Consider the following 10,706-nt stretch of genomic DNA (forward strand, 5'->3'; position numbering starts at 1 on the left):
CCCGCCGGGACATCACCCAGCCGAGGACGGTCTACCTGGAGCCCGGCCCCAGCTGCATCTCCGCCGCCGGCAGCGAGGGCTTACGCCGCAGGTGCCGGCGACCGCGCCGGCCGCCCGTCCCTGGCCGGTCCTCTTCGAGGCCGGTGACGTTGGCGCAGATCACCCGGCCGACGCCGTGAGGAGTTGAGCCGATCGGGTAGGACAATCCGATGGCAGCGCACCCCGACGATGGGAGATGAGGCTTTCATGGCCGCGAACACGGTTCCCGACATCTCGCTCAACGACGGCAACACCATCCCGCAGCTCGGTTTCGGGGTCTTCCAGATCGACCCGAAGGACACCGCGCAGGCCGTCGGGAAGGCTCTGGAGGTGGGCTACCGGCACATCGACACCGCCGAGATGTACGGCAACGAGGCCGAGGTCGGGCAGGCGGTCCGCGCGTCCGGGCTGGACCGGCGGGACGTCTTCGTCACCAGCAAGCTCAACAACGGCTTCCACCGCCCGGACGACGCCCGCAAGGCGTTCGAGCAGACGTTGCAGGCGTTGCAGTTCGACTACCTCGACCTGTTCCTGATCCACTGGCCGCTGCCGACCCTGTACGACGGGGACTTCGTCTCGACCTGGAAGGTGCTGGAGGAGTTCCAGCGCGACGGGCGGGCGAAGTCGATCGGCGTCTCCAACTTCCAGGTGGCGCACCTGGAGCGGCTGGCCGCCGAGGCGGACGTGGTGCCGGCGGTGAACCAGATCGAGGTGCACCCGTACTTCGGCAACGCGGAGGTGCGCGCGTACGGCAAGGCGCACAACATCCTCACCGAGGCGTGGTCGCCGATCGCCCAGGGCAACGTGCTGGGCGACCCGACGGTCGTCGACATCGCCGAGCAGGTGGGTCGCACCCCGGCTCAGGTGGTGCTGCGCTGGCACGTGCAGCGTGGTGACATCGTCTTCCCGAAGTCGACCACGCCGAGCCGGATCGAGGAGAACTGCCGGATCTTCGACTTCGAGCTGGACGACGCGGCGATGGACCGGATCACCAGCCTGGACAAGGGCGAGGCGGGCCGGCAGGGCCCGAACCCGGACACCTTCGACTACGTACCGAGCTGAGTGCCGGACGGGGCCCCGGACTCCCGGGGCCCCGCCACTTCTTACGAGACTGCTACGGAACCCCGGGACGGGCTGGTCGGCGGCCGGAAGGGCGGGTTGGCTCAGGCCATCCTCCTTCCCAACCGAAACGGGGTACCGGAATGCGACCGTCCACGCTGCTCCGATCACTCGGCGCCGCCGCTGTCGCGGTGGCGCTGCTCGCTCTCGCGCCGGTCGGTGCCGGCGCAGCCCCCAGCGGCCGGCCCGGAAAGCCGAGCCCGCACCCCACCAAGAGCGCGAGCCCCGGGCCCACGGCGAGCCCCACCGCCAGTCCCCCGCCGACCTCGACCCCGTCTGTGCTCTCCGGCACGATCAGCCCGTCGACCATCGCGGCCGGCCAGTCGGCCACCCAGACGATCAACCTCAGCGCCCCGGCGCCGGCGGGCGGGCTCTGGGTCGACCTCGACGCCTCCGACGTCGTCTACACCACCTTCGTGGGGAGCTGGGTGGTGGTGCCGGAGGGGCGGTCCAGCGTGAGCTTCCCGATCCGGGTCTCCGCCAACGTCACGGAGACGCGGAAGCAGACCGTCTACGCGAGCGCACCCGGACAGGGCATCGTCCCGGCCGGGACCGTCACGGTCGAGCCCGTCGACCCGGCCGTGCAGTCGATCAAGGAGCTGCGGTTCGACCGGCGGGTCGTGCTCGCCGAGCAGGCGATTACCGGGACGGTGGAGCTGACCGCCCCGGCACGGGCGGGCGGCCAGCACGTCGACCTCTGGTCCAACAGCGCCTACACCGGGGTGTACGTGCAGGTCCCGGCCCTGGTCGTGGTGCCCGAGGGCGCCACCACCGCCAGCTTCACCGTGCCCGTCCACCTCAACGGCGGCGGCCCGGCCGAGGGCAACCCGGGCGCGTACCTGGGCACCAGTCGGGACAGCACGCCGGTCGCGGCGGTCCCGTCGACGTTCGCCGTCGGGCCGGGCTACGCCAGGGTGGGCGGCACCGTCAACCACGTGGTCGGCATCGGCGACGCGCCGAACCCGGACGGCGCGCGGGTGTACCTCTCCGTCGACCTGCCCGGGGTGACCGTCCCCGCCTTCGTCGACGTCCCGCCCGGCAGCCCGGGTGCGGTCTTCCCGCTCACCGGGGCGGCCGACCTGCCGCCGTCCGCGGCCGGGACCCTCACCGCCACCTGGAACGGCCAGACCACCACGGTCGCCGTGACCTCCGGCTACTGACCGGCCGCCGCTCGCTCGCCGACCCGGCGGAACGCCGCCTGGGTCGGCGAGCCGGGCTCCGGGACGTACACGATCAGCCGCTGGTCGGTCTCCGGCACGTGCAGCACCCGGCACTCGAATTCCAGCGGCCCCAACTCGGGGTGGCTGACCCGCTTGACGGTCGGGCGGCGCTCCCCCACCTCGTGCTCGGCCCACAACGCGGCGAACCGCGGTGACACCCCGAGCAGCTCGGTGACCAGCGCGGCGAGCGTCGGATCGGACGGGTAACGCCCGTACGCGGCGCGCAGGTCGGCGATCGACGTGCGGGCGAAGGCGATCACCTCCGGGTCGAGCCAGTACGACTCCGGGACCTCCCGGCGGAACATCCAACGAACCATGTTCCGGTCGTCGACGGGCAGCGCCGACAGGTCGCCGACGAACCACGCGGCCATCCGGTTCCAGGCCAGCACGTGGTACGCCGCGTCGACCAGGTACGCGGGCGTCTCCGTCATCGCGTCCAGCAGGTGCCGCAGCCCCACCGGCACCTCCCGGCTGGGCCCGGTCGGCTCGGGTGGGCTCTCCCCGGCGAGCCGGAACAGGTACGCCCGCTCGTCGCGGCTGAGCAGCAGCGCCCGGGCCAGCGCGGCGAGCACCTGCCGGGACGGGTGCGGGCCGCGGCCCTGCTCGATGCGGATGTAGTAGTCGATGGAGATGCCGGCGAGCTGCGCGACCTCCTGGCGGCGCAGGCCGGGCGTGCGGCGGCGTACCCCCTCGGGGAGGCCGACCTCGGCGGGCCGCAAACGAGCGCGGCGGGCGCGCAGGAAGTCGGCCAGCTCGGCGCGGCGCAGCGTGGTCATGCCTCCAGCGTGCCGCACGCCGGGCCGTCGAGGGTGGTACCGCCGGTACCAGCCTCGACGGGTCTCTCCCGGCCGCGCGACGGCCGCGGCAGCCTCGATCCCATGACGACGACGATCGCCCTGATCACCGGGGCCAACAAGGGAATCGGCCTGGCCACCGCCCGGCAGCTCGGCGCGCGCGGGATGACGGTGCTGCTGGGCGCGCGGGACGAGACGCGCGGCCGGGAGGCCGAGCGCGCGCTGCGTGCGGAGGGGGTGGAGGCCCGGTTCGTGGCGCTGGACGTCACCGACGAGAAGTCGGCCGCCGCCGTGGCGGAGCTGGTCGAGCGGGAGTACGGCCGGCTGGACGTGCTGGTCAACAACGCCGGCATCGTCCGGGCCGACGGCACGGCGCTGCCCAGCGAGACGACCCTCGCCACGCTGCGCGAGGTGTACGAGACGAACGTGTTCGGGGTGGTGGCGGTGACGAACGCGCTGCTGCCGTTGCTGCGCCGGGCGCCCGCCGCCCGGATCGTGAACGTTTCCAGCGAGGTCGGTTCGATCGCGGTGATGACCGACCCGCAGGGTGCCCTGTTCGAGCTGACCTCGGTGCCGTACCCGTCGTCGAAGACGGCGTTGAACATGGTCACCGCGATGTACGCCAAGGAGCTGCGGGACACCCCGATCAAGGTGAACGCGGCCAATCCCGGCTACTGCGCCACCGACCTCAACCACCACAGCGGCTTCCGCACCCCCGAGCAGGGCGCGGAGGTGAGCGTGCACCTGGCGACGCTGGCGGCGGACGGGCCGAGCGGGCTGCTGTGGGGGTTCGAGATGGACGCCGGCGGCGGGTACGGCGTGCTGCCCTGGTGAGGCGTTGACTTCGCGTGCGCTCGAAGGTGGAGGGTGGTCGCATCGTCACGACGGGGAGGAATCCATGCGTTACCGCACCATCGGCACCGATCCGGCCACCCGCCGCGAGGTCAGCGTGCTCAGCCTCGGCGCGATGCTCTTCGGCAGCGCCACCGACGAGGCCACCTCGTTCGCCATCCTCGACCGGTACGTCGAGGCCGGCGGCACCTTCATCGACACCTCGGACAACTACGCCTTCTGGCGGGACGGGGGCCAGGGCGGGCAGAGCGAGGAGCTGCTCGGTCGCTGGCGGCGCAGCCGGGGCGTCGGCGACGAGGTGGTCATCGCCACCAAGCTCGGCGCCCGGCCCCTCGCTCCGGGGACCAGCTACCTGGACAACCCGGAGGGGCTGTCGGCGAAGGTGATCCGTGAGTCGGCCGAGCGCAGCCGGGAACGGCTGGGCGTGGAGAAGATCGACCTGCTCTACGCGCACATCGAGGACCGGACGGTGCCGCTGCGGGAGACTGTGGAGGGTTTCGCGGAGCTGGTCGCCGAGGGCACGGTGGGGCTGCTGGGGGCGAGCAACCACCGCGCCTGGCGGGTGGAGCGGGCCCGGGCGATCGCGGGGGCGGCCGGGCTGCCCGGGTACGAGGTGCTCCAGTACCACCGCAGCTACCTGCCGTCCCGGCTGGACCTGCCCAGCGATCTGGACCCGGACGGTGACGTGGGCTTCGTCGGCCCGGACCTGGCCAGCTACCTGCGGGCCGAGCCGCAGCTCACCCTGGTCGCCTACTCGCCGCTGCTGAAGGGCGCGTACGCCCGACCGGAGCGGCTGGGTGCGGAGTACGACCTGCCGAGCACCCCGGCCCGGCTGGCCGCGCTGCGCGCGGTGGCGGCGGAGACCGGCGCGACGGTCAACCAGGTGGTGCTGGCCTGGCTGCTGGGCAGCGAGGTGCCGACCATCCCGCTGGTCGGCTTCTCCTCGGTGGCGCAGCTCGACGAGAGCCTCGCCGCGGTTGACCTGGAACTCAGCCCGGAGCAGCGGGCCCGGCTGGACGCGGCACGCTGACTCCACCGTTCGGCCGGGGCCGCGCCGCCGTCCGCCGGGGGCGGGTGACCGTCCCGGCAACGAGACTGGCGACGCGGGCCTGGCTGACAAGATAGTCAGCCTGCAAGATCCGGGCGTGTCGCCATGGAAGCGCAGGTCGAGGCCGTCCAATATTGATCCGGACCACGCAAATCGACGTCTCACGGTCGTAACGGGACCGTGACGGTGGCGTGGGACGGACGTACGGAACGGACTCTCCGCACCATGACCACCTACCGGCACACCCGGGTCGTGGTGGTGGTGCCCGCCTACAACGAGGCGGCCACCATCGCCGCGACGGTCCGGGCCCTGCTGGCGCAGACCCGCCCGGTGGACCGGCTCATCGTGGTGCCGAACAACTGCTCGGACGACACCGCCGCGATCGCGCGGGCCGCCGGGGCCGAGGTGTGGACCATGCCCGGACCCAACCCGCACAAGAAGGCCGGCGCGCTCAACTGGTCGATCAACGCGCTGCTGCCGTCGCTGCACGAGCGGGACCTGCTCCTGGTCACCGACGCGGACAGCATCCTCGCCCCGGGCGCGGTCGCGGCCGCGGTCCGCGCACTGCAGCGGCGCGGCGTCGGCGCGGTCTGCGCGGACTACCGCCTGGACCGCCAGCCGCGGCTGCTGGACATCCTCCAAGGCAACGAGTACGCACGGTTCTCCCGCTGGGTGTGGCGCAAGGGCGGCAAGGCGGTCGTGCTCTCCGGGGTGGCCACCCTGTTCCGGGTCCCGGTGGTGCGGCGGATCCTCGCCGCCCGGGCCACCGGCCGGCTGCCGGGCTACCCGGGCGAGTTCTACCATCGCGACCCGGCCACCGAGGACATCGAGATGACCTTCGCGGTCCGGTCGCTCGGCTACCGTCCCCGGGTCGCGCCCGGCTTCGACGCGATCACCGACTCGATGCCCAGCGTGCAGGCGCTGATCACCCAGCGGGTCCGCTGGCAGCGCGGGATGCTCGACTCGCTGCGCCTGTACGGTCTGCGCTGGTGGAACGCGGGCAACTGGCTGCGGCAGCTCGGCATCTACAGCAGCTCACTGCTGGTGCCGCTCTACGTGGTCTCGGTGGTGGCCGGCTGGTTCCTCCTCGGCGACCTGCCGTGGGACCCGCGCTGGCTGCCGCTGACCGGCATCTTCGTCATCGAGCGGGTGCTGACCGTTCGCCGGCAGGGCTGGTGGGCGTTGCTCACCGCCGCCGCGCTGCTGCCCGAGTGGTGCTACGAGCAGGTCCGCTCCTTCGCCTACTGGCGGGCGCTGGCCCAGACCGTACGCGGGACCGACCGCGTATGGATCAACTCCTGAAAGGAAAAATATGTACAACCGTGGATGCGCGGCGGCTGCCGCCGGTTGCACGGCCACCCTCCCGGTCACGGGGGTCAGCCTCACCTGGTCGGTGGTGGCCGGGGCGACCCTGCTCATCGCCGGCCTGGCTCTGGTCCGGCTCGCACCGGTGATGCGTCGCCGGCCGCAGGAGCGCTGATCGTCCGGTCGCGGCGCGCCGGCAGGGTCGCCGGCGCGCCGCAGCCGTCACTTCCGTAGCTCGATCCGCCAGTCGTTGGAGCGCATCAGCCGCCCCGGCGGGTACTCGAACTCCGTCTCCCCGAGCAGCGTGAAGCCCGCTTTGCGGCAGACCGCGTTGGAGGCCGGGTTGTCCACCGACGGGTAGGCGTGCGCGACGGGCCGGTCCCCGCGCTCGGCGGCCTCCGCGACCACCGCGCGGACCGCCGCCGTCGCCAGCCCCCGCCCCTGGTAGGCGGGCAGGATCGCCCACCCCATCTCGTAGACCGGCGCGCCGCGCCATTCGCGAGCCCAGTAGCCGACGCTGCCGACCTTCGCCCCGTCGGGCAGCACCACGGTGAACATGTGCCCGCTGCGCGGACCCGGGCCGCGCAGGTAGCGCTCGTGCCGGGCGAGCACCTGCTCGTCGGTTTCCGGCCCGCCGGTGTGCTCGCGCACCTCGTGGGTGTTGAGCTGCCGCAGCAGCGCCAGGTCATCGCTGCTCCAGCGCGCGATCCGCACCTCGGTCATGCCGTCCCCCTCCTGCTCCGGCGCCGATTGAAGCAGCCGCCACCGACAGTCGGGCGGCCCGCCAGATCCGATCTGGCGGCCGTCTCGCGCCTGCGGGATGAGGGCCTACGAGGGCGGGAGGGCGGATGGCACCGCTGCAGTTGGCTGTGATCGTCGGCAGCACCCGGGCGGGACGGATGGGCGACCGGATCGCCGACTGGTTCGTTGATCAGACGCGGCGGCGTCCCGGGTTGGCGGTGACGGTCGTCGACCTCGCCGGGTACGACTTCCCGGCGAGCTATCCCGCCGAGCCCACCGAGGCGATGCGGTCGTTCGTGGAGCAGATACGCCGGGCGGAGGCGTTCGTCGTGGTCACACCGGAGTACAACCACAGTTTTCCGGCCTCGCTGAAGCAGGCGATCGACTACGCGTACGACGAATGGCAGGCCAAGCCGGTCGGCTTCGTGTCGTACGGCTGCCGTTCCGTCGGACTGCACGCGGTCGACCAGCTCCGGACCGTCTTCACCGCGCTGCACGCGGTGACGGTGCGCGATGTCGTCGGCCTGGACCTGTTCGCCGGCACACCGACCGCAACCGCGGCCGAGCAGCTCCGGCAGGACGCCCGGGTGCTGCTCGACGAGCTCTGCTGGTGGGGCCTGGCGCTGCGCGAGGGCCGCGCGGCGCGCCCGTACGTCTCCTGACATGTCGACAAGAGAGGTCTGATCATGACTAACCGGAACACCGGCCCGGCCGTCGAAGCCGACGGTCTGGTCCGGTCGTTCGGCGCGACCCGCGCGCTCGACGGGCTGAACCTGCAGGTTCCCGCCGGCACCGTGTACGGGCTGCTCGGGCCGAACGGCGCGGGAAAGACCACGGCGGTACGGGTGCTGGCCACGCTGCTGCGCCCCGACGGCGGGCGGGCCCGGGTATTCGGCCATGACGTGGTGGCGCAGGCGGACGCCGTCCGTGCCCGGGTCAGCCTGACCGGCCAGTACGCCTCACTGGACGAGGACCTGACCGGGTTGGAGAACCTGGTCCTGCTCGGCCGGCTGCTCGGGCTGGGCAGATCGGCGGCCCGGGCCAGGGCGGAGAGCCTCCTGGCGGCATTCGGGCTCAGCGAGGCGGCGGGCCGGCAGGTGAAGAAGTACTCGGGTGGGATGCGCCGGCGCATCGACATCGCGGCGAGCATCCTTAACACCCCGGATCTGCTCTTCCTCGACGAGCCGACGACCGGGTTGGACCCGCGCAGCCGTAACCAGGTGTGGGAGATCGTCCGGGCGGTGGTGGCGCACGGCACAACGGTGCTGCTGACCACGCAGTACCTGGACGAGGCCGATCAGTTGGCCGGCCGCATCGCGGTGGTCGACCACGGCCGGGTGATCGCGGAGGGCACCCCGGGCGAGCTGAAGTCGTCGGTCGGCTCGGGCACCATCCATGTGCGACTGCGCGACCCGGAGCAGCGCCGGGCCGCCGAGCAGGTGCTGCGGACGGCGCTCGGGGTGCCGGTGCAGTTGGCGCCCGATCCGGTGGCGATGACCGCGCGGGTCGGTGAGGACGGCACCGACCTGGAGGCCGGCGAGCAGGCGGCGCGGGCCCTGGGTGAGCTGGCCCGCGCGGGCATCGTCGTCGACGACTTCTCTCTCGGCCAGCCGAGCCTGGATGAGGTGTTCCTGGCCCTAACCGACCATCCCGCCGTCGCGGCCGACGAGCGGGACGACGAGCTGGAGGCAGCCCGATGAGCGACACCGCGACCACCACCGGCCGGGCCCCGGCCGTCTACGTGCCGTCCGCCGAGGCGTTGGCCACCGTCCTCGCGCCCGGGGCGCGTCCGCCCCGGCCGGGCGCCCTGTCGGCCTCGCTGACGTTCGGCTGGCGGGCGCTGCTGAAGATCAAGCACGTGCCGGAGCAGCTGTTCGACGTGACGGCGTTCCCGATCATCATGGTGCTGATGTTCACGTACCTGTTCGGCGGCGCGCTCGCCGACAGCCCGCGGGATTACCTGCAGTTCTTCCTGCCGGGCATCATGGTGACCAGCGTCGTGATGATCACCATGTACACCGGTGTCGGGCTCAACAACGACATCGAGAAGGGTGTCTTCGACCGGATCCGGACGCTGCCGGTCTGGCGGCCGGCGGCGCTGGTCGGCATGATCTTCGGTGACGTGCTGCGCTACGTCCTCGCCGCGCTCGTCATTCTCGGCGTGGGGCTGGCACTCGGGTTCCGGCCCGGTGGCGGGCCGTTGGGGGTGCTGGCCGGGATCGGCCTGCTGGTGGTGTTCTCGTTCGCCTTCTCCTGGGTCTGGACGTTCTTCGGTCTCGTGCTGCGCAGCGAGAAGTCGGTGATGGGGGTCAGCATGATGGTGCTGTTCCCGCTGACCTTCCTGAGCAACGTGTTCGTTGACCCCGCCACCATGCCGGGCTGGCTGCAGGCGTTTGTCAAGGTCAACCCGATCACCCACCTGGTGGCGACGGTACGCGCGTCGACCGCGGGCTCGGTCGACGCGACGAACACGATCTGGCTGCTGCTGTGGAGCGCCGGGTTCGTGGTGGTCTTCGGCACGCTGACCATGCACCGCTACAACCGCCGCTGATTCCTCGGCCGGGGGGTGCCGCCCTGGCGGCGCCCCCCCGACCGGCGGGTGCCCTACAGGCGCCAGGTCACCGGCTCCGGTGGGAGGTAGCGGCAGGTGCCTCCGGTGGAGATGGTGTCGCGAAGGTGCCGGGCGAGCGCGGGGTGGCGGTCGTCGAGCCGGCGCAGGGTGTCGCGGATCCGGGCGGTGACCGCCTTGCGGGCCCGCTCGGCCTCGTCGCCGAGCCGGCGGGTGCGGCCGGCCAGCCCGGCCGCGGCGCGTAGTTCGTCCAGCAGCGCGGCGCGCTCCGTGTCGAGGGCGGCCACCTTTGCCTGCTCGCCGTGTACGGCGGCCCGGTCGATCTCGTCGTCGAGCCGACGCAGGTGGTGCCGGTAGCGGGCCTTCGCCTCGTCGTCGAGCACGGGGTCGCCGCCGAAGCGGCGGGCGGCGACGAGTTCGGGGCCGGCGGCGGGGTCGAGCAACTCGACGGCCGGCACGTCGACACCCGGACGGCTCAGTAGCAGGTGCAGGTCGTGTAGGCCCTTGGCGTCGGGCAGATGCACCATGGTGCCGGCGTACGCGAGTCGCCACACCGCGCCGTCCCGGCGGAACTCGTGGTCGACCGCCTCCTGCTCGGAGACGGCTGCGGGGTCCGGTCCGACGATCGCCGGGACGGCTGTCTCCGGCGTCTCGGCGCCGAGCCGGTGCAGCACCTGCGCCATGCCGAGTGCCCGAGCCTCGCTGGCCGCGGCGGTGCGCAGCCGTTGCGCCGCGGCCGCGTCGCCCGCGCGGCCGCGGGCGGTCAGAGCGTCGACCAGCGCGGCACGGCTGATCAGTGACCAGGGCCGGGCACCCATCCGGTCGGCCGCGTAGCGGGCCGCCTCGTATCCGGCGATCGCGTCGTCCCAGCGGTGCAGGGCGGCATCGACGCCGGCGAGCCAGTGGTCGACCGGGCCGCCGATGTCGCAACCGAAGAGTGCGGCCAGCCACCGGCCGCGGTGCGGGATCAGCGCCTCGCGCAGCTGGGCGCAGCGCCCGGGATCGCCGCTGGCGGCGGC

11 protein-coding genes and 1 pseudogene are annotated in these 10,706 nt (G+C 72.7%); 9 read left to right on the forward strand and 3 right to left on the reverse strand.

The window, feature by feature from the left end; all coding sequences use genetic code 11:
- Positions 1 to 246: 246 nt before the first annotated feature.
- On the forward strand, positions 247 to 1,101 hold the full coding sequence (locus ACWEVO_RS17825) for an aldo/keto reductase (protein WP_452308635.1): 855 nt from the start codon (positions 247 to 249) through the stop codon (positions 1,099 to 1,101).
- Positions 1,102 to 1,241: 140 nt separating this feature from the next.
- Positions 1,242 to 2,318, forward strand: coding sequence for a hypothetical protein (locus ACWEVO_RS17830; protein ID WP_452308636.1), 1,077 nt, complete (start codon positions 1,242 to 1,244; stop codon positions 2,316 to 2,318).
- Here ACWEVO_RS17830 and ACWEVO_RS17835 read toward each other — a convergent pair.
- Positions 2,312 to 3,154, reverse strand: coding sequence for a helix-turn-helix transcriptional regulator (locus ACWEVO_RS17835; RefSeq protein WP_452308637.1), 843 nt, complete (start codon positions 3,152 to 3,154; stop codon positions 2,312 to 2,314). The genes ACWEVO_RS17830 and ACWEVO_RS17835 overlap by 7 nt on opposite strands.
- Positions 3,155 to 3,256: 102 nt before the next feature.
- Between ACWEVO_RS17835 and ACWEVO_RS17840 the strand changes: the two genes are divergently transcribed.
- From ACWEVO_RS17840 to ACWEVO_RS17855, 4 genes are all read left to right on the forward strand, one after another.
- On the forward strand, positions 3,257 to 4,006 hold the full coding sequence (locus tag ACWEVO_RS17840) for an SDR family oxidoreductase (protein WP_452308638.1): 750 nt from the start codon (positions 3,257 to 3,259) through the stop codon (positions 4,004 to 4,006).
- 64 nt (positions 4,007 to 4,070) lie between these two features.
- The gene (locus tag ACWEVO_RS17845; protein WP_452308639.1) at positions 4,071 to 5,054 is read left to right on the forward strand and encodes an aldo/keto reductase; all 984 of its coding nucleotides are present in this window, start codon (positions 4,071 to 4,073) and stop codon (positions 5,052 to 5,054) included.
- 243 nt (positions 5,055 to 5,297) lie between these two features.
- Positions 5,298 to 6,374, forward strand: a complete 1,077-nt coding sequence (locus ACWEVO_RS17850) for a glycosyltransferase family 2 protein (RefSeq protein ID WP_452308640.1) — start codon at positions 5,298 to 5,300, stop codon at positions 6,372 to 6,374.
- A 10-nt stretch (positions 6,375 to 6,384) separates the two neighbouring features.
- Entirely contained in the window at positions 6,385 to 6,552 is a 168-nt protein-coding gene (locus tag ACWEVO_RS17855) for a hypothetical protein (RefSeq protein ID WP_452308641.1), read from the forward strand.
- Between the two features lie 47 nt (positions 6,553 to 6,599).
- Here the strand turns inward: ACWEVO_RS17855 and ACWEVO_RS17860 are convergent, their stop codons facing one another.
- Positions 6,600 to 7,100 carry a GNAT family N-acetyltransferase gene (locus ACWEVO_RS17860; protein WP_452308642.1) on the reverse strand — a complete coding sequence of 167 codons (501 nt, stop codon included), beginning with the start codon at positions 7,098 to 7,100 and terminating at the stop codon, positions 6,600 to 6,602.
- Between the two features lie 125 nt (positions 7,101 to 7,225).
- Here ACWEVO_RS17860 and ACWEVO_RS17865 point away from each other — a divergent pair, with 125 nt between their 5' ends.
- Genes ACWEVO_RS17865 through ACWEVO_RS17875 form a run of 3 tightly spaced genes read left to right on the forward strand, consistent with a single transcriptional unit; the run spans position 7,226 to position 9,669 of the window.
- The gene (locus ACWEVO_RS17865; protein ID WP_452308643.1) at positions 7,226 to 7,780 is read left to right on the forward strand and encodes an NADPH-dependent FMN reductase; all 555 of its coding nucleotides are present in this window, start codon (positions 7,226 to 7,228) and stop codon (positions 7,778 to 7,780) included.
- A 24-nt stretch (positions 7,781 to 7,804) separates the two neighbouring features.
- Positions 7,805 to 8,818, forward strand: coding sequence for an ATP-binding cassette domain-containing protein (locus ACWEVO_RS17870; protein ID WP_452308644.1), 1,014 nt, complete (start codon positions 7,805 to 7,807; stop codon positions 8,816 to 8,818).
- Positions 8,815 to 9,669, forward strand: coding sequence for an ABC transporter permease (locus ACWEVO_RS17875; protein WP_452308645.1), 855 nt, complete (start codon positions 8,815 to 8,817; stop codon positions 9,667 to 9,669). Before ACWEVO_RS17870 ends, ACWEVO_RS17875 begins: the two co-directional genes overlap by 4 nt.
- A 53-nt stretch (positions 9,670 to 9,722) precedes the next feature.
- On the opposite strand, the pseudogene ACWEVO_RS17880 reads toward ACWEVO_RS17875, so the two are convergent.
- Positions 9,723 to 10,706 (reverse strand): annotated as a pseudogene (locus ACWEVO_RS17880) (ATPase); the annotation flags it as partial.

It is taken from the genome of Micromonospora sp. NPDC003776 (assembly GCF_053605645.1).

What these genes read in the sequence shown, in the direction of transcription:
- ACWEVO_RS17825 (WP_452308635.1), top strand. Translation starts at nt 247, where the DNA reads ATGGCCGCGAACACGGTTCCCGACATCTCGCTCAACGACGGCAACACC.
- ACWEVO_RS17830 (WP_452308636.1), top strand. Translation starts at nt 1,242, where the DNA reads ATGCGACCGTCCACGCTGCTCCGATCACTCGGCGCCGCCGCTGTCGCG.
- ACWEVO_RS17835 (WP_452308637.1), bottom strand. Translation starts at nt 3,154, where the DNA reads ATGACCACGCTGCGCCGCGCCGAGCTGGCCGACTTCCTGCGCGCCCGC.
- ACWEVO_RS17840 (WP_452308638.1), top strand. Translation starts at nt 3,257, where the DNA reads ATGACGACGACGATCGCCCTGATCACCGGGGCCAACAAGGGAATCGGC.
- ACWEVO_RS17845 (WP_452308639.1), top strand. Translation starts at nt 4,071, where the DNA reads ATGCGTTACCGCACCATCGGCACCGATCCGGCCACCCGCCGCGAGGTC.
- ACWEVO_RS17850 (WP_452308640.1), top strand. Translation starts at nt 5,298, where the DNA reads ATGACCACCTACCGGCACACCCGGGTCGTGGTGGTGGTGCCCGCCTAC.
- ACWEVO_RS17855 (WP_452308641.1), top strand. Translation starts at nt 6,385, where the DNA reads ATGTACAACCGTGGATGCGCGGCGGCTGCCGCCGGTTGCACGGCCACC.
- ACWEVO_RS17860 (WP_452308642.1), bottom strand. Translation starts at nt 7,100, where the DNA reads ATGACCGAGGTGCGGATCGCGCGCTGGAGCAGCGATGACCTGGCGCTG.
- ACWEVO_RS17865 (WP_452308643.1), top strand. Translation starts at nt 7,226, where the DNA reads ATGGCACCGCTGCAGTTGGCTGTGATCGTCGGCAGCACCCGGGCGGGA.
- ACWEVO_RS17870 (WP_452308644.1), top strand. Translation starts at nt 7,805, where the DNA reads ATGACTAACCGGAACACCGGCCCGGCCGTCGAAGCCGACGGTCTGGTC.
- ACWEVO_RS17875 (WP_452308645.1), top strand. Translation starts at nt 8,815, where the DNA reads ATGAGCGACACCGCGACCACCACCGGCCGGGCCCCGGCCGTCTACGTG.